At 56.6% G+C, this 23,308-nt stretch carries 26 protein-coding genes; 11 read left to right on the top strand and 15 right to left on the bottom strand.

The features are described 5' to 3' along the window. Positions 1-19 precede the first annotated feature (19 nt). The 6 genes from H5P17_RS03585 (at position 20) to H5P17_RS03560 (ending at position 7,087) form a co-directional block, all read left to right on the top strand. Complete coding sequence (locus tag H5P17_RS03585; RefSeq protein ID WP_182821295.1) at positions 20-949, top strand: LysR substrate-binding domain-containing protein; 930 nt, start codon at positions 20-22, stop codon at positions 947-949. A 115-nt stretch (positions 950-1,064) separates the two neighbouring features. Beyond that, positions 1,065-3,362 carry a beta-glucosidase BglX gene (gene bglX / locus H5P17_RS03580; RefSeq protein ID WP_182821379.1) on the top strand — a complete coding sequence of 766 codons (2,298 nt, stop codon included), beginning with the start codon at positions 1,065-1,067 and terminating at the stop codon, positions 3,360-3,362. Between the two features lie 184 nt (positions 3,363-3,546). Continuing rightward, entirely contained in the window at positions 3,547-4,596 is a 1,050-nt protein-coding gene (locus H5P17_RS03575; protein WP_182821293.1) for an ABC transporter substrate-binding protein, read from the top strand. Continuing rightward, positions 4,593-5,591, top strand: a complete 999-nt coding sequence (locus H5P17_RS03570; RefSeq protein ID WP_044549055.1) for an iron ABC transporter permease — start codon at positions 4,593-4,595, stop codon at positions 5,589-5,591. Before H5P17_RS03575 ends, H5P17_RS03570 begins: the two co-directional genes overlap by 4 nt. Next, positions 5,584-6,363 (top strand): ABC transporter ATP-binding protein, encoded by a 780-nt coding sequence (locus H5P17_RS03565; RefSeq protein WP_182821291.1) that lies wholly within the window; start codon positions 5,584-5,586, stop codon positions 6,361-6,363. Before H5P17_RS03570 ends, H5P17_RS03565 begins: the two co-directional genes overlap by 8 nt. Next, positions 6,356-7,087 (top strand): substrate-binding domain-containing protein, encoded by a 732-nt coding sequence (locus H5P17_RS03560; RefSeq protein ID WP_182821289.1) that lies wholly within the window; start codon positions 6,356-6,358, stop codon positions 7,085-7,087. The genes H5P17_RS03565 and H5P17_RS03560 overlap by 8 nt, the downstream gene beginning before the upstream one ends. A gap of 31 nt (positions 7,088-7,118) precedes the next feature. Here the strand turns inward: H5P17_RS03560 and H5P17_RS03555 are convergent, their stop codons facing one another. From H5P17_RS03555 to lsrK, 6 genes are all read right to left on the bottom strand, one after another. Next, the gene (locus H5P17_RS03555; protein ID WP_044549060.1) at positions 7,119-7,415 is read right to left on the bottom strand and encodes a hypothetical protein; all 297 of its coding nucleotides are present in this window, start codon (positions 7,413-7,415) and stop codon (positions 7,119-7,121) included. Next, a complete protein-coding gene (locus H5P17_RS03550; RefSeq protein ID WP_020825793.1) occupies positions 7,412-8,047 on the bottom strand; it encodes an AAA family ATPase in 636 nt (211 codons plus the stop codon). The genes H5P17_RS03555 and H5P17_RS03550 overlap by 4 nt, the downstream gene beginning before the upstream one ends. Before the next feature lie 277 nt (positions 8,048-8,324). Further along, positions 8,325-8,666 carry an HNH nuclease YajD gene (gene yajD, locus H5P17_RS03545; RefSeq protein ID WP_020825794.1) on the bottom strand — a complete coding sequence of 114 codons (342 nt, stop codon included), beginning with the start codon at positions 8,664-8,666 and terminating at the stop codon, positions 8,325-8,327. Positions 8,667-8,763: 97 nt separating this feature from the next. Beyond that, the gene (locus H5P17_RS03540; protein WP_182821287.1) at positions 8,764-9,657 is read right to left on the bottom strand and encodes a LysR family transcriptional regulator; all 894 of its coding nucleotides are present in this window, start codon (positions 9,655-9,657) and stop codon (positions 8,764-8,766) included. A 211-nt stretch (positions 9,658-9,868) separates the two neighbouring features. Continuing rightward, positions 9,869-11,053, bottom strand: a complete 1,185-nt coding sequence (locus H5P17_RS03535; RefSeq protein WP_182821285.1) for an MFS transporter — start codon at positions 11,051-11,053, stop codon at positions 9,869-9,871. Between the two features lie 235 nt (positions 11,054-11,288). Then, positions 11,289-12,854 (bottom strand): autoinducer-2 kinase, encoded by a 1,566-nt coding sequence (lsrK, locus tag H5P17_RS03530; RefSeq protein ID WP_044549065.1) that lies wholly within the window; start codon positions 12,852-12,854, stop codon positions 11,289-11,291. 186 nt (positions 12,855-13,040) lie between these two features. Here lsrK and lsrG point away from each other — a divergent pair, with 186 nt between their 5' ends. After that, entirely contained in the window at positions 13,041-13,334 is a 294-nt protein-coding gene (lsrG, locus tag H5P17_RS03525) for a (4S)-4-hydroxy-5-phosphonooxypentane-2,3-dione isomerase (protein ID WP_020825799.1), read from the top strand. Between the two features lie 85 nt (positions 13,335-13,419). Then, the gene (locus H5P17_RS03520) at positions 13,420-14,013 is read left to right on the top strand and encodes a LysE family translocator (RefSeq protein ID WP_044549067.1); all 594 of its coding nucleotides are present in this window, start codon (positions 13,420-13,422) and stop codon (positions 14,011-14,013) included. Here the strand turns inward: H5P17_RS03520 and H5P17_RS03515 are convergent. Then, positions 14,010-14,822, bottom strand: coding sequence for an AraC family transcriptional regulator (locus H5P17_RS03515; RefSeq protein WP_182821283.1), 813 nt, complete (start codon positions 14,820-14,822; stop codon positions 14,010-14,012). The genes H5P17_RS03520 and H5P17_RS03515 overlap by 4 nt on opposite strands. Before the next feature lie 70 nt (positions 14,823-14,892). On the opposite strand from H5P17_RS03515, the gene H5P17_RS03510 reads away from it, so the two are divergent. After that, positions 14,893-15,111, top strand: coding sequence for a hypothetical protein (locus H5P17_RS03510; protein WP_044549071.1), 219 nt, complete (start codon positions 14,893-14,895; stop codon positions 15,109-15,111). Between the two features lie 29 nt (positions 15,112-15,140). Here the strand turns inward: H5P17_RS03510 and H5P17_RS03505 are convergent, their stop codons facing one another. The 5 genes from H5P17_RS03505 to H5P17_RS03485 form a co-directional block, all read right to left on the bottom strand. Next, entirely contained in the window at positions 15,141-15,989 is an 849-nt protein-coding gene (locus H5P17_RS03505; protein WP_020825803.1) for a PA4780 family RIO1-like protein kinase, read from the bottom strand. Between the two features lie 123 nt (positions 15,990-16,112). Then, the gene (gene amyA, locus H5P17_RS03500) at positions 16,113-17,603 is read right to left on the bottom strand and encodes an alpha-amylase (RefSeq protein WP_182821281.1); all 1,491 of its coding nucleotides are present in this window, start codon (positions 17,601-17,603) and stop codon (positions 16,113-16,115) included. A gap of 131 nt (positions 17,604-17,734) precedes the next feature. Further along, positions 17,735-18,394 (bottom strand): DUF799 domain-containing protein, encoded by a 660-nt coding sequence (locus tag H5P17_RS03495; protein WP_182821280.1) that lies wholly within the window; start codon positions 18,392-18,394, stop codon positions 17,735-17,737. Further along, positions 18,391-18,747 (bottom strand): DUF4810 domain-containing protein, encoded by a 357-nt coding sequence (locus tag H5P17_RS03490; RefSeq protein WP_182821278.1) that lies wholly within the window; start codon positions 18,745-18,747, stop codon positions 18,391-18,393. Before H5P17_RS03490 ends, H5P17_RS03495 begins: the two co-directional genes overlap by 4 nt. An 18-nt stretch (positions 18,748-18,765) precedes the next feature. Beyond that, positions 18,766-19,437 (bottom strand): CsgG/HfaB family protein, encoded by a 672-nt coding sequence (locus H5P17_RS03485; RefSeq protein WP_182821277.1) that lies wholly within the window; start codon positions 19,435-19,437, stop codon positions 18,766-18,768. A gap of 465 nt (positions 19,438-19,902) precedes the next feature. Between H5P17_RS03485 and H5P17_RS03480 the strand changes: the two genes are divergently transcribed. After that, on the top strand, positions 19,903-20,826 hold the full coding sequence (locus tag H5P17_RS03480) for a helix-turn-helix domain-containing GNAT family N-acetyltransferase (RefSeq protein ID WP_182821275.1): 924 nt from the start codon (positions 19,903-19,905) through the stop codon (positions 20,824-20,826). 63 nt (positions 20,827-20,889) lie between these two features. On the opposite strand, the gene H5P17_RS03475 is transcribed toward H5P17_RS03480, so the two are convergent. Further along, a complete protein-coding gene (locus H5P17_RS03475) occupies positions 20,890-21,147 on the bottom strand; it encodes a YdgH/BhsA/McbA-like domain containing protein (protein ID WP_182821273.1) in 258 nt (85 codons plus the stop codon). A gap of 204 nt (positions 21,148-21,351) precedes the next feature. Further along, entirely contained in the window at positions 21,352-21,609 is a 258-nt protein-coding gene (locus H5P17_RS03470) for a YdgH/BhsA/McbA-like domain containing protein (protein ID WP_182821271.1), read from the bottom strand. Between the two features lie 175 nt (positions 21,610-21,784). On the opposite strand from H5P17_RS03470, the gene H5P17_RS03465 reads away from it, so the two are divergent. After that, on the top strand, positions 21,785-22,429 hold the full coding sequence (locus H5P17_RS03465; RefSeq protein ID WP_182821269.1) for a TetR/AcrR family transcriptional regulator: 645 nt from the start codon (positions 21,785-21,787) through the stop codon (positions 22,427-22,429). A gap of 53 nt (positions 22,430-22,482) precedes the next feature. Here the strand turns inward: H5P17_RS03465 and H5P17_RS03460 are convergent, their stop codons facing one another. Further along, positions 22,483-23,304 (bottom strand): MetQ/NlpA family ABC transporter substrate-binding protein, encoded by an 822-nt coding sequence (locus tag H5P17_RS03460; protein WP_370570024.1) that lies wholly within the window; start codon positions 23,302-23,304, stop codon positions 22,483-22,485. Between the last annotated feature and the right edge of the window lie 4 nt (positions 23,305-23,308).

Below are 23,308 nucleotides of genomic sequence, written 5' to 3'. Positions count from 1 at the left end.
GGATATCAAGGAGCTCGCCATGTCGTCATCACTGCCGTCGCTCGACGTACTGAAAACCTTTTTGGTGGTGGCCCAGCGCCTTAATTTCACGCATGCCGCCCAGAGTCTGCACCTGACGCAGGGCGCAGTCAGCCGGCAAATACTGGGGCTGGAACAGCATTTGGGTTATCCGTTGTTTAGCCGACGTGCGCGCGGTCTGACCCTGACGCCGCAGGGGGCCATGCTGCTGCCCCCGGTGCAGCAGGCCCTGGGGCTGCTGGATGAGGCGCTGACCAGAGTCGGCACTCAGCCCGGCACGCTGCGAATCAAATGCCCGACCTGCGCCATGCGCTGGGTGTTGCCGCGCATTATACGGCTGCAAAATGAACGGCCGGAAATGCACATAGAGCTGACCGCTTCGGTGTCGCACGGGCTGGATTTCGGCGCGGAACATTTCGACGCCGCCGTGGTGTTCGGTCAGCCGCAGGGGAAAAAGCTGGCGGTACATCATCTGTTCGATGAAATTCTCACGCCGGTCTGCACGCCGATTTACCTGCCCGATTTATCCCGTCCGCCAACGCCGGCCGATCTGGCGGATAAGACGCTGTTGCATCCCACACGCGATCGCCGCGACTGGCTGTTGTGGCTAAAGGCGGCGGGGCAGGAGACGCTGCCCTCCGGCAAGGGGCAGCATTTCGATACGCTCGATCTGGCGATGAGCGCCGCGCTGCAGGGTTTTGGCATCGCCATCGGCGATTTGTGTTTGCTGGAGGAGGATATTCAGGCGCAGCGTATCGTGACGCCGTTCCCGCTCAGCGTGGTCAGCGGTGCGGCTTACTATTTGGTCTATCCTGAACGGGCAGTGCTGCCGCCGACCTTAACCGCGCTGGTGGATTTCCTCGGCGATGAGGCGGCGCAAAGCCGTGCCCGGCTGAAAAACTATCGCCCGACCTGCGCTAACAGCTTGTAACCTTTAACATTACAAAGTATTTCTGCGGTGAAAAGGAGTATGGCACACTGCCTTTTCACGTCGATTAATCATCCCCGTCGCCGTCTGCGGCGGGAACATGCCTGAGATAAAAAATATGAAATGGCTTTGTGTGGTGAGTATGTTGTCCGGTCTGGCCATCAGCCCGGTTTTTGCGCAGGAAAGCGCCATAACGCAAGGTGTTAATGCCCAGCAGCGCGATGCCTTTGTCTCCAACCTGATGAAGCAGATGACGCTGGAGGAAAAAATCGGCCAGCTGCGCTTAATCAGCGTCGGTCCGGACAACCCGAAAGAGGCGATCCGCGACGGCATCAGCAAGGGACAAATCGGCGCCATCTTCAACACCGTCACCCGGCCGGATATCCGTGCCATGCAGGATCAGGCGATGCAGCTCAGCCGCCTGAAAATCCCGCTGTTCTTTGCCTATGATGTGGTGCACGGCCAGCGCACCGTGTTCCCGATCAGCCTCGGGTTGGCGGCCAGCTTTGATCTGGAAGCCATCGCACTCAGCGGTCGGGTGTCGGCGCAGGAAGCCAGCGACGACGGCCTGAACATGACTTTCTCGCCGATGGTCGATATCACCCGCGATCCGCGCTGGGGTCGGGTCTCTGAAGGTTTCGGTGAAGACACCTGGCTGGTCTCCAAAATCGCCAAGGTTATGGTGGACGCCTATCAAAACGGTGACCCGTCCAAACCCGGCTCGATCATGGCCAGCGTGAAGCACTTCGCACTGTACGGCGCCACCGAAGGCGGTCGCGACTACAATACCGTCGACATGAGCCCGTTGCGGATGTATCAGGACTATCTGCCACCTTATAAAGCGGCAGTGGATGCCGGCAGCGGTGGCGTTATGGTGTCGCTCAATTCGGTGAATGGCATTCCGGCTACTGCTAACCCGTGGCTGCTGAAGGACCTGCTGCGCGATCGGTGGGGCTTCAAGGGCATCACCATCAGCGACCACGGTGCGATTAAAGAGCTGATAAAACACGGTGTGGCTGCGGACGCGCGTGATGCAGTACGACTGGCGATCACCTCTGGCGTCGACATGAGCATGAGCGACGAATATTACGACCAATACCTGCCGGGGCTGGTGAAAGACGGGCTGGTGTCGGAAAGCGACATTGACCGTGCCTGTCGCGACGTGTTGAACACCAAATATGATATGGGCCTGTTTAAAGACCCTTACACCCATCTTGGCCCGGTCGGTTCCGACCCGCAGGACACCAATGCCGAAAGCCGCCTGCACCGTGCCGAAGCGCGCGTGATCGCACGTAAAACCATGGTGCTGCTGAAGAATGACCGGCAGACATTGCCGCTGAGCAAGCAGGCGACCATTGCGCTGGTCGGGCCGATGGCCGACAGCCAGCGTGACGTGATGGGCAGCTGGTCGGCGGCCGGGGTGATTAAACAGTCGGTGACCCTCCGTGAAGGGCTGGAAAGTGCGGTGGGCGACAAGGCGAAAATTCTCTACGCCAAAGGGGCCAACGTCACTCAGGACAAGAGCATTATCGACTACCTGAACGAGTATGAGCCGGCGGTGGTGTTTGACACCCGTCCACCGCAGCAGATGATTGACGAAGCGGTGCAGGCGGCGAAGAAAGCCGACGTGGTGGTGGCGGTAGTAGGGGAATCGCAGGGCATGGCGCATGAAGCTTCCAGCCGGGCCGATATCACCATTCCTCAAAGCCAGCGTGATTTGATCTCCGCGCTGAAAGCCACCGGCAAGCCATTGGTCTTGGTGCTGATGAACGGCCGTCCGCTGGCGCTGAGTTGGGAAAGCCAGCAGGCGGATGCGATGCTGGAAACCTGGTACAGCGGCACCGAAGGCGGTAATGCGGTTGCCGACGTGCTGTTCGGCGATTACAACCCGTCGGGCAAGTTACCGATGACTTTCCCGCGTTCGGTCGGTCAGATCCCGATGTACTACAACCACCTGAACACCGGCCGTCCGTTCGGCAAGGAAAACCCGGGCAAGTACACCTCGCGCTACTTTGATTCGCCGAACGGGCCGCTATATCCCTTCGGTTATGGCCTGAGCTACACCAGCTTCAGCCTGTCGGACCTGAAACTTTCCAGCCCGACAATGGCGCGCAACGGCAAGATCACCGCCAGCGTCACGCTGAAGAACACCGGTAAATATGATGGCGCTACCGTAGTGCAACTGTATCTGCAGGACGTGACCGCCTCGGTCAGCCGTCCGGTAAAAGAGCTGCGCAACTTTAAGAAAGTGATGCTGAAAGCGGGCCAGGCGCAGACCGTTGAGCTGCCGATCACCGAAGAGGATCTCAAGTTCTATAACGCCAGCCTGAAATGGGGTGCGGAACCGGGCAAGTTTAACGTGATGGTAGGTCTGGATTCTGACAACGTTCAGGCACAGAGCTTTACGCTGAAGTAGTTGCCTTATGACCCTCCCTCATGGCTGTGAGGGAGGGCTCGTCATTTTTAGCACTTCGTCCCCTGCCATGTTTTACCCTTCTGATAGCTGCGCAGGGGATCCTGTTGTTTTGATCCCGCTGATTGTTTCGCCACGGCTATCGCTATATCATTTTATATATAACGATAATCCACCGGAAACTCTCATGTTCAAACGCTTGCCACGCCTGTTGCTGCTTTTCATCTTATTTTCCTCCGCCGCGCAGGCGGATCGCCAGGTCACCGACCAACTCAACAGACAGGTCACATTACCCGATACCATTACCCGTGCGGTGGTGTTGCAACACCAGACGCTGAACCTGCTGGTGCAGCTCGATGCACTGCCGCAGGTGGTGGGGGTGCTCAGCAGCTGGAAGAAACAGCTGGGGCCAAATTATCTGCGGCTGGCACCTGGGTTGGCGAAGATGCCGATGCCGGGCGATCTCACCTCGGTGAACATCGAAAGCCTGCTCAGCCTGCACCCGCAGGTGGTGTTTGTCGCCAACTATGCGCCGCCGGAAATGATTGCCCAGATTGAACGGGCCGGTATTCCGGTGGTGGCTATTTCGTTACGCCGTGAGGCGGCGGATCAGGCCGGGAAAATGAACCCGGTACTCAATGATGAGGATCAGGCCTATAACCTTGGCTTGCAGGACGGTATCCGCCTGATCGGCACGGTAATGGGGCACCAGCCGCAGGCAGAGGCGATGATCCAGGACGTTTTTCAGCAGAGAACTCTGGTGGCCGACCGGCTGCGAGACCTGCCTGCGGACCAACGGGTTCGGGTGTATATGGCCAATCCGGATTTAACCACTTATGGATCGGGCAAATACACCGGACTGATGATGCAGCATGCCGGTGCGCTAAACGTGGCGGCGAAGGATATTCAGGGCTTCAAGCAGGTATCGATTGAGGACGTGCTGAAATGGAACCCGGCGGTGATTTTCGTACAGGAGCGTTATCCCGAGGTGGTGCAGCAAATCCTCAGTTCGCCGCAGTGGCAGGGGATTGACGCGGTAAAAAATAAACGCGTCTATCTGATGCCGGAATACGCCAAAGCCTGGGGCTACCCGATGCCGGAAGCGTTGGCGCTGGGTGAACTTTGGATGGCGAAAAAGCTGTATCCGCAGCGTTTTAGCGACGTTAATTTGCAACAGCGGGTGGATGCTTACTACCGGCAGTATTATCGCAGCAGCTGTTGCCAGAGCGAGCAATGAGGCTTGGCTGGCTGCTCCTGCTGACGTTGCTTTGCGCGCTGCTGTCGTTGGGTATTGGCCGCTACCCGGTGTCGGCAGCCCACAGTCTGATGATCCTGCTGGAGCCGCTGACCGGCCCGCAGGGCGGTATCGACGCGGTTCAACGCCAGGTGATTCTGGGCGTACGCGTACCCAGAGTGCTATTGGCGATGGGGGCCGGAGCCTCTCTGGCTCTGTGCGGTGCCGCGCTGCAAGGTGTCTTTCGTAACCCGCTGGTGGATCCGCATATCATCGGCGTTTCTTCCGGTGCGGCCTTTGGCGGTACGCTGGCGATTCTGCTCAGCCTGCCGATGATCGCACTGTTGCTGTCGGCTTTTGTGTTCGGCATGGCGGCGTTGCTGCTGATTTTTGCCATTACCAGCGCCATCGCCCGGCGCAATATCTTGTCGCTGGTGTTGGCCGGGGTGATCCTCAGCGGCTTTTTCTCCGCCTGCGTCAGCCTGCTGCAATATTTGGCCGATACCGAAGAGAAATTGCCGAGCATCGTGTTCTGGCTGCTGGGCAGCTTCGCCACCGCCGACGACAATAAACTGTTGATGCTGTTCCTGCCGCTGCTGTTGGCCGGCGGGCTGTTGGTGGCATTGCGCTGGCGCATCAATCTGTTGTCGCTGGGGGATGAAGATGCCGCCGCGTTGGGCATTAACGTCGAGCGCACCCGCTGGCTGATCCTGACGTTGTGCGCCGCGATTGTCGCCGCGCAGGTGGCGGTCAGCGGCAGCATTGGCTGGGTCGGGTTGGTTATTCCGCACGTCGCCCGGCTGCTGGTCGGCCCCGATCATCGTCGTCTGTTACCGGCTTCTCTGTGTTTAGGGGCGTTGTATATGGTGTTGATCGACGACCTTGCGCGCACGCTGAGCAGCAGTGAAATTCCATTGGGCATCCTGACGGCTTTGATTGGTGCACCGCTGTTTGCGCTGTTGTTGCGTCGCGCGCAACTGAGGGGCTGGCATGGCTGAGACATTACTGAAGGTCGAGGATCTCAGCTTTGGTTGGCCCGGCCAAGCGCCTTTGTTTAATGCGCTGAGCCTGCAATTGTCGCGTGGCGAAGTCTTGGCGGTGCTGGGCCCCAACGGGCGCGGTAAAAGCACTTTGATGCAGCTGCTGCTCGGTACCCTGCCGCTGCAGCAGGGGGCGGTTGAATGTGTCGGTGGCATCGGTTTTGTGCCGCAGCATTTCACGGCGCCTTTTGCCTATCGGGTGCTGGATATCGTGCTGATGGGGCGAGCGCGTTATGTGGGGTTGTTCCGCTCCCCTTCGGCGCAGGATCACCGATTGGCGAAAGACGCCCTGCAGTCACTGGATATGCTGGAGTTTGCCGAACGCGAATTTGGCAGTTTGTCCGGCGGGCAGCGGCAACTGGTGCTGATTGCCCGCGCGTTGGCGATGAGCTGCGAGGTGCTGATACTGGATGAACCCACTTCGGCATTGGATCTTCATCACCAGGATCGGGTGCTGAGTCTGATCTCGTCACTGGCGCGGGAACGGCAGATGGCGGTGATGTTTTCGACCCATCAGCCCAATCATGCCCATGCGGTGGCCGATCGCGCGCTGTTGCTGGGGGCGGTTGGGCAGCATCAAATCGGCCCCTGCGATGCGGTGCTGACGGCCGAGCGCTTGTCACCACTGTTTGATTTGGCGATTGAACGGGTAGCCTTGCAGATTGAAGGCCGGCAGTTTGAAACGCTGGTGCCTCTGTATCGTAGCCAAAGGGAGCGTCAGGATGGGTAATATTCAGCTGTTTGCCGCCGGTAGCCTGCGCGTGGCCTTTGGGCCCTTGTTGGCTGCGTTTCAGGCGCAAACTGGCGAAGTCGTAGACCCGGTATTTGGTCCCGCAGGCCTGCTGCGCCAGCGCATCGAAGCCGGAGAACGCCCGCATATTTTCGCGTCGGCCAATCTGGCGCATCCGCAGCGATTGGTCGATCTGCATTTATCGCCACGGGTACAAACTTTTGCCCGCAACCGGTTATGCGCCACGGTGCGCAATATTGCCGGGTTGACCGAGCGCCCGTTGCTGGAGGTACTGCTGGACACTCGCTGGCGGGTAGCGACCTCAACGCCGGGCGCCGACCCTTCCGGCGACTATGCGCTGCAATTATTTGAACGTATTGAATCCCTGTTGCCGGGGCAGGGGACAGCCCTGCGGCAACGGGCCTTGGCTCTGGTGGGCGGCCCAGACTCGGCGCCGTTGCCGACGGACCGACCGGCTGCTGAGTATCTGCTCAACAGCGGGCAGGCGGATATCTTCCTCGGTTACGCCAGCTATGCTGCGGCGTTGGCGAGATTTCCCGAGCTGGTGGTGCGGCAGTTACCGCCTTCGCTGACGATTGAGGCCGACTATGGTCTGTGTCTGTTGGATGGACTGGCACAGCCCTTGGCCGAGTTTATTCTGGCGGAACAGGGGCAGGCGATACTGCGTGAACAGGGGTTTTTACCTGCCAACCTGATGAGCTAATGGCTTATTAAGTTGGCAGGTTAAGAGGTTATTACAGCTTTTTCAGCAGTTGCAGCAGGTGCTCTTCGCTCTTCTCCGCCAGGCCGTCAATTGCCAGCTTGATGATATCGGAGCGGGTAATGCGCACCACGCCGTTACGCGCCGCCTGCACAATGATTTCATCGATGGCGTCGACGTGATTATCGGTCAGGCTGACTGAAATGGCTTTGTAAGTGCGTTTGCGACCCTGCGGCTTGGCTTCGGGGGCGGGAACCAGCAAAGTGTGCGACGTGGCGCTATTGATAAATTCGTCTTCCGACATGCGGTGGGTTGGGGTGCGCTTTTTCACAGGATCACCTCCTTCACCAGGCTTTCGATTTCCGCCTGCGCTTTTTCGTTATGCGCCTCATGCACGGTAATCGCCTCGCCCCAGGCATCGCGGTAAATCTTGCGGTCGCACAGGCGGTTGCTGACCAGCGTCAGTTCCGGGTATTCGCTTAATACCTGCGCCGCTTCGTTGGCTTCATTAATGAAGATGTTGGTCGGGCACATGTTCAGCACGATGTAGCCTTTCACCTTCTCGTTATATTCCTGCGCCGTGGCGAACATTTCCGACAGATAGCCGACGGTATCCAGATCCATCTGCGACGGGCGCAGCGGAGAAAGGAACAGATCGGCGGCCAACAGGCCCGAGCGCAGTTCGGCGCTGTCGCGGCCGGCGGTGTCGACAATCACATAATCGTAATGGCGATCCAGCTCCAGCAGCGTCTCTTTGATTTTACCCGAGGCGGCAACCACCGGAATATGCGGCAGACCTTCAACATTTTGGCGATCGTTATACCAGGTCATGATTGATTTCTGATCGTCGGCATCGACGATGATGGCCGTTTTTCCCTGCTTGAGGATCAGATATCCGGCGATATTGACCGCCTTGGTCGATTTCCCTACGCCACCTTTTTGCGAGCCAATCAAAACAATCATGTTGCCATCTCTCAAGTTATTAAGCTGGTAACTTATTAAGTTAATATGCTTATTAGGTTGATAACTAAACAGGTTAACTACAACAGAGCCTGAACAATATGCACCAACGACGGCGGCTTGCCAAGCCAGTATGCGATTAACTTTACAGCCTATTTTGCTGGTAACGGAGTCAATGGGTAAGTAGGAATGTTCTGGGAAGGGAGGACATGCGGAAGGATTTTTTTAATTTAGCAGCTTAATAAGTTATTAAGCTGCTAATTGTGACGATACCCGAAAGTTACTTTTTCAACATCGACTTAAGGTTGGCGAACGGGTTATGGGTCGCGAGACCGACGTCTTTTTGCGCATCTTCACCGGCAACAACCGTTGAGCCATACTGATCGGCTTCGGTGTATTTTGAATGCTCATGGTCGTGACAATACAGGCACAGCATTTCCCAGTTGCTGCCGTCTTCCGGGTTGTTGCTGTGGTCGTGATCGATATGGTGAACCGTCAGTTCGCGCAGGTTGGAGTAAACAAACTCGCGCGAGCAGCGCCCGCAGACCCAGGGAAAGATTTTCAGCGCTTTTTCGCGGTAGCCGGTCTCCAGCCTCGCGTAGTTTTTTGGAATATATGCCATGGTGTATGCTCGTCGGGTGATAACAATAATGCGTTAAATAATACCACAAAGCGCCCGGTTACAGCGTGCGGCACATCACCACCTGCTGCAGTTTCGGCTATTTGAAAGCTTCCACCGCCCAGTCGATAAACACCCGCATTTTGGCGCTCAGATGGCGATTGGAGGGATACACCACATACATCTGCTCGGCCGGTGGCTGCCAGTCGTGCAGCAGGCTGACCAGTTCGCCATTGTCCAGATGCGGCTGAGCCATAAAGCGGAAGGTTTGAATAATGCCTAACCCGGCCAGCGCCGCCGCCAGCAGGGCATTTCCCTCGTTGACGCTGACGTGATAGCGGTGCTGAATATCGATCTCCTTGCCCCGATCGACAAAGTGCAGCGGCTGGATGCGATCGTTCAGCGCATGGCGGTAATGTGCCAGTGGAAAACCCAGCTCCAGATCGCAAGGGTGTTGCGGCGTACCGTAGCGCGCCAGATAGGCAGGGGTGGCGCAGGTCACCCATTCAAGCTCGAACAGCCGACGGGCAATCAGGCTGGAATCGGCCAGTGGCCCGCTGCGGATCACGCAGTCGGCGCTGTCGTTAATCAGATCAATAAGACGGTCGCCTACCCCCAGGTCGATCTGAATTTGCGGGTAACGCGCGATAAAGTCCGGCAGCGCCGGCACCAGCAATTGCCGTGCCGTCGAGCCACCGGCGTCAATGCGGAGCACGCCTTGTGGCGCACTCTGCGACTCGGTCATGCTGCCTTCCATCTGCTCCAGCTCCGCCAGCCACTTTACCGTCCGCTGGTAATAGCATTCGCCCTCGGCAGTGACCGACACGCTGCGGGTGGTGCGCTGGAACAGTTTGGTTTGCAGATGATCTTCCAGGTTCTGGATCAGCTTGGTGACAGTGGCCTTGGGCATCCGCAGTGAATCTGCGGCGCGGGTGAAGCCGCCGGTTTCTACCACGCGGTTAAACACCCGAATAGCGAGTAAATGATGATCCATAGCGCTCTCAGTGCAAAACCCCGGCGGCAAGCCGGGGTGAATTTGATGACAAACACCCGAAAAGCGTGGTTTTCGGGTGTTTGGGGTAAACCTGAAGACATCATTCTTTGTTTTTATTAGTCCACAAAACATGACTTTTAAGCACAGAGGACTTTGTCAGCAGTCTGATCCCGGCGGCAAGCCGGGGTGTGTTTCTGCGGATGAATAATGATTATGACTGTTTAGCGCCAATCATACCGGAACGCAAGGTCAGGCCGAAAACCAGCGCGGCGGACAGGGTGAGTGCACCGCCAAACAGCATGGCGCTGCTGACGCCCTGCCAGTCGACCACTTCGCCACCCAACAATGCGCCGGAAGCCAGCGCAATCTGGATCACACAGACTAGCAGTGCCTGGCCGGCTTCCGGTGCCTGCGGGACGGCGGCGAACATCCAGTTGGTGGCGCAGACCGGTACGGCGCCAAATGCCAGCCCCCATACCATCACCATCAGCGTGGCACCGGCGATGCCACTGAGGAACGGCGAGACGATCAGGATGGCAGCCAACATGGCGGTGATCAGAATAAAGGTGGCGCGCAGGCTGCGTTCGGCCAACCGTTCACCGAGGAAGGTACCGAGCAGACCGATGGCACCGTAGGCCAACAGCTGCAGCGAAATCGCCGAGGGGCTGAGGACAAACACCTGTTGCAGCAGCGGCTTCAGATAGGTGTAGGCGGCAAAGTGGCCGATAAACAGTAACACTATGGCAATCAGCCCGGTACGTGCCATCGGCAGACGCAGGGGTAACAGCAGGTCGCGTGCGGTGACCGGGCGAGTGGGAGGGACCGACGTCAACAGGCGCAGTTGGGCCAGCAGCACACCGATCGCCAGCACCGCGCTGCCAAAGAAGGCGGCACGCCAGCCAAACAGGTCACCAATCAATGCCCCGGCAGGAACGCCGCACACGGCACCGACCGAAATGCCGCTCAGGATCAGCGCGGTAGCGCGACCCTGACTGGCTTCCGGCACCAGATGACGGCCGTAGTTGGCGGCAAAGGCCCAAAAACCGCCGACGCAGATGCCCAGCAACACGCGGCCCAGTAGCATCATGGGGAAGTTTACTGCCATTGCGGAGACCAGGTTGGAGACCGCCAGCAGCACGCTCAGCGCCAGCATCAGCAGGCGACGGTCGAGCCGGTCGGCTGCCAGGCTCAGTGCCGGAGCGGCGATCGCCGCGATGATACCAGGCACGGTCACCATCAGGCCGGCCCTGCCGGTGCTGACGTCCAGCGACGGTGCGATATTGGTCAGCAGGCCGATCGGCAGAAACTCGGTGGTGACCATCACAAAGCAGGCGACGGTCAGCGAGAAGATCGCCAGCCAGGGTGATGGTGCAGGTTTCTCATTATTATTCAGCATAGTACCGCTCTTCCCAGGTGGATGCGTAAACCGCGCGGTGAGCGCGGAGTGACAGAGATCACAATTTACGCAGAGCCCTGCGGCGGATAAATCCGTTTGCGGTGGTTACACTGTTTCTGAGGGGGAATAATCGCGTGAGGCCAGCCCGGCCTGGGCCTTCGCCCGTCAATCAGGCTAAATGTTCAATTGGCATAAGCTTATGCGATGGGCGCAGCAGGCTGCACCCGCTCACGCATTACAAGCCCGGCGCTTTCCACATCGAGGTGGTCAGGCCGTGGTCGACCAGAGTGAGCTGATCGGCATAGACCTGCTGCCAGGTCTCTTTTTGCCTCTGATACAGTTCATGGTTGGCCATATCCGGCTGATATTCTCGCTCCCAACGCACCAGCTGTTCCCCGGTTTGCGCCAACGATTCATACAGTCCCGCCCCCACCCCAGCGGCAATTGCGCAACCCAGCGCGGTGGCTTCTTTCACCACCGGCACACGCACCGTCAGGCCGGTAACGTCGCTAAGGATTTGGCTCCACAACTTGCCCTTCGAACCGCCCCCGGCAAACACCAGCGAACGGACCTGTACGCCGGAGAAGCTGGCGATTTGTTCCAGGTTGCAGGCGGAAACAATGGCGGCGTTCTCTTCCAATGCGCGGAACAGGGTCTGCTTATTGCAGCGTTCCGGGTCGAGCGACAGGTTAATAAACGACGGCGCGGCGTGGTACCAGGTCTTGAAATGCATGGCGTCGGAAAATATCGGCATCACGCCGTAGGCCCCAGGTGGCACGCGCGCCGCCATCTCTTCCAGCAGGCTATAGGCATCGACCCCCAGCCGTTCCGCCAGCAGCTTCTCTTCGGCACAGAAGGCGTCGCGGAACCAGCGCATGGTCAACCCGGTGAAGAAGCTTATCGACTCCGCTTGTGCCATGCCGGGGATCACGTGTGGGTTGATGCGAATGTTCATCTCCGGATCGGTGGCCGGTTCCGGCAGGTTGACGATCTGCTGCCAGAAGGTGCCACCCAGCACGGCAGTCTGCCCGGCATGCACCACCCCCAGCCCCAGACTGCCCAGTTGCACATCTCCGCCGCCCATCACCACCGGTGTGCCGCGCAGCAAACCGCTTTGCTGCGCCGCCAGTTCGGTGATGTGCCCCAACACACTGCCGGTCTCTTTCACCGGCGACAGCATATCGGCACGCAGTCCGGCCATATCGAGCAGCGCCGGACGCCAGTCGCGGTTGACCAAATCGAGCATGCCGGTGGTACCGGCGTTGGAGGGATCCACCGCCAGTTCACCGCTGAGCATATTCGCCAGCCAGTCGCTGATCATGGTCAGGGTGGCGGCCTGACGGTAGATATCCGGTCGATGATGCGCCAGCCACAGCAGGCGCGGCATGGCGCTCAACGCCAGCGTTTGGCCTGAATACTGGTAAACCTCGCGCTCGAAATTATGGTTATGCAACTCTTTCAGTTCGCTGACTTCCTGGCTGGCACGGGCATCAACGTTGGCGCAGGCCCAGATCGGCACGCCGTCGCGATCGTAGAGTACGATGCCCTCACGCATGGAGCAGCAGGCCACGGAACGGATGGCCTGGCCAGAGAGACCGGCGTTTTGCAGCGCCTGGCGGATACACTGGCAGGTCAGTTGCCAGTTGTGGCTGAGGTCAAACTCCATGGAACCGGGCACGCCCGGCACGGCCAAATGCCGCCATTCCGCCTGGCCCTGAGCGATCTGGTTACCTGCCAGATCGAAGATTACCGCGCGAACGCTGCCGGTGCCTGCATCCAGCGCCATCAAATAGTTATCCATAGCTCACACTCTCTGGGGAGGAACCTTAACTATAGATGCCGTACTGTTTGCCCCGGTGGGGGAAGCGACAGGCCTGGCGGTATTTGTGAGCCAGGCAGCAAAATTACCCTTGCGCAGGGGCAATCTGCGGGATTAAACCTATGGTTGGAAAGAACATTGACCTTCAAGGTTTAACAAGGAGTCGCCATGCACGTCACACTGGTAGAAATTAACGTTAAACAGGACAAAATCGACGAGTTTATTGAGGTCTTCCGCGCCAATCATCTGGGAGCGATAGAAGAACCGGGCAACCTGCGCTTTGACGTATTGCAAGATGAATCCATCCCGACGCGGTTTTATATTTACGAAGCCTATCGGGACGAGCAGGCGGTCGCCGCTCACAAAAAGACGCCGCACTATCTGCAATGCGTGGAGAAACTGGAAGCGCTGATGACCGGCCCACGCAAGAAAACCAGCTTTATCGGCCTGATGCCGGGTTAGAACCGGCCCAGGGTAATTCTGTTCAATACAGCGAGAAGCCCAGCCGTCAGTCTGGCATCTGTGAACTCTTTCTCAGGTGCCTTTAATGAATATCTATCTTTCCATGGCCGCATTTGCGCTGGCCTCTTCCATCACCCCCGGTCCGGTCAATATCGTTGCCCTGAGCGCGGGGGCGCAATTCGGTTTCAACGCCACTCTGCGCCATGTTTCGGGGGCCACGCTGGGGTTTACTCTGCTGTTGATCCTGCTAGGTCTGGGGCTGAACACGCTGTTGGTGCTGTGGCCGGTGCTGACGCAGGTTATCCAGTGGGCGGGCATCGCGTTTTTGTTGTTTATGGCGTATCAACTGGCGTTTGATGACGGCCGCCTAGGGAAGGGTAGTCAACCGCAAGCCCCTTCTTTCTGGTACGGCGCGCTGTTGCAGTGGCTGAACCCCAAGGCCTGGCTGGCGTCGGTGGCCAGTCTGGGAGCGTTTATTGCCGATGGCGATCGCCTGCTGCTGTGGCAGTTCGCGGTAATTTACTTTGTGATCTGTTATGCCTCGGTGGCCTGCTGGGCTTACACCGGCGCGATGTTGACCGGCCTGCTGCGGCAGGCACGCAACGTACGGCGTTTTAATCGCTTGATGGCGCTGCTGTTGGCAGTCAGCGCCTGCTATCTGTTGGCCGACGGCATTTAGCGTGGGTTTTGGTACTGGCCGGGGGTGGCGGCCAGCAGCAGTTTGAAGGTGCGCTGAAAGTGCGCCTGATCGGCAAAACCGCTTTCGCTGGCCGCAGCGGCGATCGGATAACCGCGTTTCAGCAACCGGTGACCGAACTGAATGCGTTGGTTGACCAAATAAGCATGCGGCGTCATGCCGTAACGCTGTTTAAAGGCGCGTATCAGGTAAGAGGGCGAAAGCGCTGCCGCCTGGCAGATGGCCTCCAGCGTAAGCGGCTGGGTACAATGCGCGTTGATAAAGGCTGCCGCGGCCGCCAGCCTTGGGTGCTCGTTGGGCGGAACCGGTGTGTCCCCCTGCGAGGTTTGTAAATCGCTGAAGTATTCCACCAGAGCGATCTGTTTTTCCAAATGGCAGCGCTGCGGATCGATCAGTAGCGCATACAGCCGGTTCAGGCCGCCAAACAGTTCGGGATCATGACTGAGCACCTCAGTGAAGGGGATAAAGTGGCCGTCGCCGCCGCCGATTTCTTGCTGCAATTTACCCAGCCAGGCGGCATCGATATAAAACATGATGTATGACCAGCGCTGGTCGCCGATGGGGTTGCAGGCGTGGGCTTGCTGCGGGTTGATGATCACCACATCGCCGGTGCTGACCTGGTGTTCCTGGCGGCCGTTAATATAAATGCTGGTGCCGTCGGTGATGGCGCCGATGGAAAAGACTTCATGGCTGTGCAGCGCGTAACAGACCTTGCGGCCATCTTCAATGGCGCGGGCCTCCACAAAGGGGAGCTGCGGATCACGCCAGAACTGCGGCGCATTGGCGGTCATTGGCTTTCCTTTTCGCTACGGCGGGACTAGCTTGTGTTATAGCCTAAAACACGCATGGGAGGGAATGCGGATGATGATTTTTAATGTGTTTGGCCGCCTGTTAGGCGTCAAACGGGCAGGGGATCGGTGGCAGCTGTTTCGCGTGACTTTGCCTGAGCGCAAGTATGCGCGTAGCTACGACATCGTGTTGCCGGATGAATTGACCGAAAGCGAGATAGCCGGCTATCTGGGGGACATTTACCACGAAGCCGCGACGGAACGCCATCCTGACGTTTTCAGGATCGAATAAACCCCGGCCCGATAAACAGGGCCGGGGGATTAATCTTCTTCGTTGCGGGCCATCAGTTGGCGTTGGTGCTCTTCGCTGGCCGCCTGAATCTCTTCCAGGACGGAACCGACATCGGCGCGTTTGTTGCTCTCGACAAACTTACCGGTCAGCACGCTCGCCGGCGTCAGATTACCTTCCTGGTACAGCGCCCAAATCTCTTTGGCATATTTGCTGCCGAGCAGTTCCGGTGCGTACTGGCCGTAAAACTGCGACATGTTATTGATATCACGTTCGAACATGCTTTTGGCGTGGTTGTTGGCGGCGGCATCCACCACCTGCGGCAGGTCGATAATCACTGGCCCGTTTTTGTCCATCAGCACGTTGAATTCCGACAGGTCGCCATGCACCAGACCGGCGCACAGCATGCGTACCGCGTAGTTCATCATCAACGCGTGATCGGCCCGTGCCTGTTCCGGCGTCAGGGTAACATCGCTCAAGCGCGGCGCTACCAGGCCTTCTTCGTCGGTGATCAGTTCCATCAGCAGTACGCCATCCAGACAGATATCCGGCTGCGGCACGCGGACGCCCGCTTTGGCGAGCAGGTTCAGCGCATCGACCTCGGTGTTCTGCCAGGCTTCTTCCTGCTGCTGGCGACCGAATTTAGAGCCTTTGCTCATGGCGCGCGCATCACGACTGTTACGTACTTTGCGGCCTTCCTGATAGTTCACGGCCTGCTTGAAGTTACGTTTTTCTGCTTCTTTGTAGACTTTGGCGCAGCGGATCTCTTCGCCGCAGCGCACGATAAAGACGTCGGCTTCTTTGCCACTTTTCAAACGGCGGATGACGTCGTCGATTAAACCATCATCTACCAATGGCTGGAGTCGTTTTGGAATTTTCATGCAGCCTTGTACCCTATTTAGGCTCCGGTGTGAATGGTTTGCTAAGGTGTTACCCTAATTTAGACCTGAAAGGCAAAAAATAGTTTGCCGCCGTTGCGACACATGGCCGCAACGGCGCACCCGCTACAGGGTTTCCGCCAACACCCAAACGCTGACGCTGCCGCCGTTAACCGGGAAAGTCGCCTGTCCCTGTTCGTCGGTGGTGACCTCATCCTGACGGTTGCCGAGCAGGTCTCGCCAGCTTTTGTGTGCCAGAGCATCGCCCAGCGAAACCGCTTTGCCGCTTTCAGCCCCGTTGGTGAGCACCACCACGCAGCCAGGGGCGTCGGCGGTGCCGCTGCGGGTGAAAGCCACGCAGTTTTTATCATCAAAATAATCGGTTTGCGCGCCGTTGGCAAAGCGTTGACGCGCCTGGATCAACTTTTCCAACTCCGGGATAACCGGCATATCAATCTGGTATTCCTGGCCGTCACTGCCTTCATCTTTGTAGCTGGCGCCGTACAGATCGGGATAGAAAACGCAGGGGACGCCTTGTTCGCGCAGCAGGATCAGAGCATAGGCCAGCGGCTTAAACCAGGGTTCGACCGGAGCTTCCAGCGATTGCAGCGGCTGAGTGTCGTGGTTGGCGACCAGCGTGACCGAATGGGCCGGATCGGCGGCGGTCAGGGTGTCGGTGAAAATCTGCGCCATATCGAACCCGTCTCCCTGCTTCGATGCCTGATGAAACTTCAGGTGCAAGGCTACGTCGAACAGCATCACTTTGCCCTCGACCAGGTCAATATACTGTTGCAACGCCGCCAAATCATGCGACCAGTATTCGGCGACGATAAACAGGTCGCGCTGCGCGCTGTCACGCACATGATCAGCCCACTCTTTAAAGAACCAGGCCGGGATGTGTTTAGCGGCGTCGAGCCGGAAACCGTCGCAGGGCAGGGTCTCCATCAGCCAGCGTGCCCAGTATTTCAACTCCTCTGTCACTGCGGGATTGCGAAACTCAACGTCGGCGCCCATCAGATAATCGTAGTTGCCTTTCTCGTCGCCGACCTGATCGTTCCAGCCGTCGTCGCCGTAATCATTGGCGATTTTGAATACGCCTTTCTCATCGGGCTGCTCAACGTAATCTACCCCGCCAAAGCATTTGTAATCCCAAATGAATTTGGAATAGGTACCCTGTCGGCCCGGAAAAGTGAAGCGGGTATAGGCCAGAGCGTCGAAACCTTGATCGTTGATGTTATTGCGGTTGTTGGCATCCGCTTTGTATACGTGCACCTGCTCTTTTTCGTCGGCCCCGAGCTTATGGTTGAACACCACGTCGTAAATGACCCGGACCCCATTTTCGCGCAGCTGGGCGGCGGCGTGGGCCAACGCCTCTTTGTCGCCGTATTTGGTGGCGCGACTGCCTTTTTGATCGAACTCGCCCAAATCGAACAGATCATAGCTGTCGTAACCCACCGAATAGCCGCCGGATGCACCTTTATAGGCAGGGGGGAGCCACAGATCGGTGATGCCCAGCCCGGCAATTTGCTCGGCGCGTTCGGCGGCCTCTTGCCATAACTTACCGCCATCGGGGTAGTACCAATGGAAAAACTGCAGCAACGTGGTTTTTTTCGTCATGAGCAAGCCGTCCTGTTTGCCAAAAGGAGGTGCAAGATGAGCGGTAGCTCACCCCATCACTGTTACAGCATGGGCTACTTTTGGTAAAAGGGAAACCAGGTTTGGGCGGCAGCCTATGCCGCCCTTGGGAGTTAGCGTTGGCTGGCGTAATGCGGCGAGCGCGGCCCATACAGAATGGCGCCGTTTTGACCGGTAGCCGACAACAAGCGGGTGTTGGCGATGGCGCCCACATCGAATCCCTTGTCGCTGATGGTATCGGCAATTTGCGCGATGGCGGCGCTGATTACCATACCCAGCAGACCGCCGCTGGAGTTGTTGTTATTTTCGTTGCTGGAGGCGGTAGCGCTGCCGGCCCAAAGTTGTTTGCCGTTACGCAAATCGACCAACCTGGCTTTCACGGTAACGCGCGTTTCGCTGTTAATAACGATATAGCTGGTGCCGTATTCCGTGACATCCAGATACAACACAGCGTCGGCACCGAAGATCTTATGCAGCTTTTGGATACTGACCGCACGGATATCGTTGGCGTTGGTCAGGCCGTTTTGCTGGAAAGTCTCTTCGACCACGGCCACCGGCAGCACATAGTAACCGGCTTCCGCCAACGGCAGCGTGGTGCTGGCAAGGACACTGTGGCTGGCTTTGACATCCGGTGACTGATTGACTGGCGGCAGTACCAGGATGGATTTCGGCTTGCTCTCGTGGAAGGCCGCGTAATCGTAAGGTGCTTGTTTGGCGCAGCCGCTCAACAGCAGGGTAACGGCGACGCTGAAGAAAGCTAATGCACGTTTCATTTAAAGCTCCCCTTGTCCTTGGCCATCAGGAAATTCATAAACGGTGCTGACTCCGGGAACAGTGTTTTTTCCGTATTGAACTCGGTCATTGCTTGCTCGATATTGCCGGTTTTGCTGTACAACAGCCCGAGTTGCGCATGCAGGCCAGGGGGAACGGCTTTATTTTTGGCGCGAGATTTTTCGACAATTTCTTTTAGCGTCAAAATCTGTTGTTCAGGGCTTTGACCATCCTGTTGGTAATATTGGTAAATCGAAGTTTGATAGCCATCCCAGTTGTAGAGCGTTTTTGGCGCGGCACAGCCGGCCAGCAGGGTCGCTGCGAACAGCGCCCCACCCATTTTTTTAGTTATCATATTGCTGCTTCTATTCCGTTAGTTAGCAGGGCGCCATGCGCCAGTTTCGATACCGGCAACCAGGTTATTGACCGCTTCGCGTACGGCCAGATCCAACACTTTGCCGTTGAGGGTTGAATCGTAGCTGGCGGTGCCGCCGAAGCCGATGATTTCACGGTTGGATAGTTGGTACTCGCCGGCACCCTGGGTGGAGTAAACCACTTCTGAGGTCTGTACGTTGACCACATTCAAATTGACCTTGGCATAGGCCACCTGCGTTTTACCGCGTCCCAGAATGCCCCACAGTTGGTGATCGCCCACTTCTTTACGGCCAAATTCGGTCACGTCACCGGTGATCACGTAGTTGGCGCCTTTCAGCGTCTGGGTTTGGCCTTTAATGCCGGCTTCGGTTTTCAACTCATCCATATTGGCGCGATCAAGCACGTTGAAGCGGCCGGTTTGCTGCAGATGGGTGATCAGGATGGTTTTTGACTGGTTGCCCAGGCGATCGACGCCATCGGAGAAGATGCCGTTCATATAGCTGGAGCGGTTATCGAACTTGCCGACGGAGATAGGGCTGCGCTGCCCCTGGTAGCTGGTGTTGTAGGACGCCACTTTAGGCACTTCCAGAGAGCGCGAGGATTCAGTAGCACAGCCTGCCAGCAGGCTGACGGAAAGGGCGGCCGAACAGATAACGAGTGATTTTTTCATCGGAATACAATCTCTCCATGATTATAAAAGCGCGCAAGACAGACCGTTTTGCGCCAGGAATTTAAACGGCAGGGGAAATAATAGGTGCTATTTAAACGGGGCAATCCTGCCATGGATATGTAACAAAATACAACTGAATATCGACATAATTGGCGCTATTGGGGATTAAATAACTCATTCAAATACAATGGATTGTGTAAGGATATCATTCGTATTTTATCTGGTTTGCTGAATTGTCCGGTTTTTGATGGGTTTATTATTTGTAAAATGTATATTTTATGGCTTTTTATTTTATAAATTTAATCCATTCAAGAATGTAATTCTGCGTGAGGCGACAGATTGCTGCAGGTGTTTCGTCAGGTTGAGATTTCACGCCGTTTAAAAATCCGTTATGGTAATGAATATTAGGTAACACTATCAACTAAGTGAAGTGTTTCAGCGCTGGTACCAACGGGGACATTGATTGTGAACATCAGAGATTTCAGGGCATTGTCGCGCAACCTGGTCAGAGAACTGGGCATGCTGAATAAACAGAGTAACGGCAGCCGTTTTTCACCATTACAGATCCATATTCTGATTGAGATCAGCATGCTCCCCCTGGGCGTGACCGAACTGGCCACCCGGTTGTGCATCGATAAGGCCAGTGCCAGCCGGGCGGTGCGTAGCCTGGTTGCCGCAGGCATGATTGAAGCGGTGAACTATCCGCACGATAAACGCCACAACCTGAATCAACTGACCCGTTTGGGCCGTAAAACGCTGGTGGCGATAGACACCAATGCCGATGGTTTTATGCAGGATGCATTGGCGCAGTTGGACGATGATGAGTTGGCTGCCACTACCGCCGCGATGAAAAAGATGACCTCGGCATTACGTAACGCACGTAAGCAGCGTGACGCCGCTTTGCGGGTTCGTCCGATAACCCAGGATGATGATGCCGCGATGGCGGGGATTATTTGCAACGTATTCCGCGAGTACGGCATGGATAAAATGGAAGGCGTTAGTCTGCACGATCCCGATTTGGATCGCCTGACCGGCGTTTACCAGGATAACGGCGGAAAATATTGGGTGCTGGAACAGCAAGGCCAGGTAGTGGGGGGCGCAGGCATTGCCCCTTTGGCGGGCGGTGACGTCGGTTACTGCGAGCTGCAAAAACTGTTTTTCAAACCCAGCGTACGCGGGTTAGGCATGGCGCGTTACATGGTGGTGCAGGCGCTGAAAGCGGCGCGGGCAGCGGGGTACCGCTACTGTTATCTGGAAACTACCGAGCAGTTGAAAGAGGCGCTGGGATTGTATTATGCGCTGGGTTTTACGCTGCTGACGGAAAGACGTGGCAATACCGGCCACCACGGCTGCAATATCTACCTGCTCAAGAACCTGCAAAGTGACTGAGCACTATCCATAAAACAAAAGGCGGCCCAAGGCCGCCTCTTTGCGCAATGACTGATTCAGCCATTAATTGTAGATGATCGCAGTACCGTGCAACTTGTTGTCGCCGGTAGTTGAGATGATCTGGAATGATTTAGCGCCTGCTTCATCCGCTTTGGCCGCCAGTTTGTTTTCCAGGCTGGTCAGGTCGGATGCACCGCTGACGGTGACTACGCCGGCTTTTTGCAGATCTGCCGGTTGAGCGTTAACCAGATCGGCGGCAAAGCTGCCGAATGAAGCGGTGGCGAGTGCGATGGATGCGATGGTGATTTTTAGGTTTTTCATAGTCTTATTCCTATCTTTATAGTCTGTAGAAGGTTTTGTCTGTTGGGTCGTTAAATTAATTAACGATCGATAATTTAATGTTAGACGCCTGTTCGACGCTTTGCAACTATTTTTTTAGTGTTCGTTAATTAATTTCTTTCTGACTGGTTTTTGCTGGGAGGCCAAAAGCCGTAGCCGCTCCAGCATCATTTAATCAACTTATTGTTATTTATAAATTAATGCAGTGCCGTGCAGTTGGTTGTTGCCGCCTGCGCCAACGATCTGGAACGATTTTGCCCCGGCTGCGTCAGCCTTGGCCGCCAAACCGGCTTCCAGAGAGGTGAGGTCTGAAGCGCCGCTGACGGTGATCACCCCGGCTTCCTGCTGATCTGCCGGTTGGCTGTTAACCAGGTCGGCGGCGAAGCTGCCGAATGAAACAGAGGCCAGCGCAAGGGCTGCGAGCGTCATTTTTAAGTTTTTCATGATGTTATTTCCTGTTTTATCAACGTAAATGGGTATATTTGAATAGGTTGTCGTCAATTACTTAACGATCGATAACTAAATGTTAATCTCTTCTCGACGAGAGCGCAATATTTTTTTATAATGACCGTTAATTTAATTGGCAAGCCCTGCTGCAGAGCGGGATAAGAGAGGGTCTATGAGCATCAATGAAGAAGTCTGCGCCAAAAAAACGCGTGGCAGACCGAAGCAGTTTGATCGCGACCGTGCGCTGGAAAGCGCACTCGATCTGTTCTGGCAGCATGGTTACGAATCCACCTCGATGGCCGATCTGGTCGAGGTAACCGGTGCCAAGGCGCCTACGCTGTATGCGGAGTTCGGCAATAAAGAAGGGCTATTCCGCGCAGCAGTAGAGCGCTACCTGGTAAAATACACCACCTGCATCGACCAACTGTTGGAGCAGGATTTGCCGGTGGCGGACATCGTCGAGGATTATGTTCGTTCTTTGGCGCAGCTGTTCACCGATCCGGAAAAACCGTCCGGCTGCCTGATGGTTTGTGCCTCCGCGGCGTTATCATCTTCTTCGAATGATGTGGGCGAGATGCTGCGCAAAAAACATCATATGCAGGAGGCCAGCCTCAAGACTTGCTTCGACCGCAAGGTAGAACAGGGCGAACTGTTGGTGAAAACCGATACCGCGCTGCTGGCCAAATTTATCATTTGCACCATTGAGGGCATGTCGACTCAGGCACGTGAAGGCGCCAGCCGTGAAGACTTGTTGCGTTTGGTTGATGCGTTGATGCTGGTCTGGCCGCGCCTGAGTCAGGTGGGCAATAAGGTCTAGGGAAGGGCGCGCGACAGGGATAAAGGCCGCATCACTGCGGCCTCGGTCGGTAATTATTGGTTAACCGGGATCACCGCGCCCTGGTATTTCTCGCGGATGAAATCCTGAATCGCCTTGGAGTGCAGCACCTTCACCAGCGCCACGATTTCCGGTTTGTTCACGTCAGCCTTGTGCACGGTGATGATGTTGGCATAAGGGTTGTTTTCGCCGCTTTCCACCGCAATCGGGTCTTTGGTCGGGTTCAGCCCGGCGTCGATGGCGTAGTTGGCGTTAATCACCACCGCATCGCCTTCGTCGTTGTTGTACATTTGCGGCAGCAGTGCACCTTCCACATTGGCCTGGAACTTCAGGTGTTTCGGGTTTTCCACCACGTCAGAAATGCGTGCATCCACCTTGCTCACGCCCGGCTTCAGTTTAATCACGCCCTCTTTTTCAAAGATCGACAAAATGCGGCCTTCTTCCGCCACCGCGTCACGCATGATGATTTTGCCGTTGTCCGGTAAATCCTTCAGGCTTTTGTACTTCTTGGAGTAAATGCCGATAGGTTCGATATGGATGGCACCGGCGCTGACAAAGTCGTAGCTCTTGTCGTCGGCGTGATCCTTGAGCACCGAATTCAGGTAAGGCACGTGTTGGAAATAGTTGGCGTCAATATCGTGACTGGCCAGTGCGGTGTTTGGCAGGATGTAGTCCTGGAAAGGTTTGATCACCAGATCTATGCCTTCCTTCGCTAGAATCGGCTTGGCCTGCTCGAGTATCTCAGCGTGCGGCACGTTGGATGCGCCGACCACCAGCTTGGTTTCCGCCGAGGCACCCAAAGAGGCCAACGTGGTCAGTGAGGCGAAGGCCAGCATCATAATTTGTTTTTTCATCATCATT

This window comes from Serratia sp. OS31, assembly GCF_014164835.1.
In the GTDB taxonomy this organism is placed as follows: domain Bacteria; phylum Pseudomonadota; class Gammaproteobacteria; order Enterobacterales; family Enterobacteriaceae; genus Serratia; species Serratia liquefaciens_A.
The sequence above is the reverse complement of the archived record's forward strand: the minus strand, read 5'-3'. Positions and strand labels throughout refer to the sequence as shown.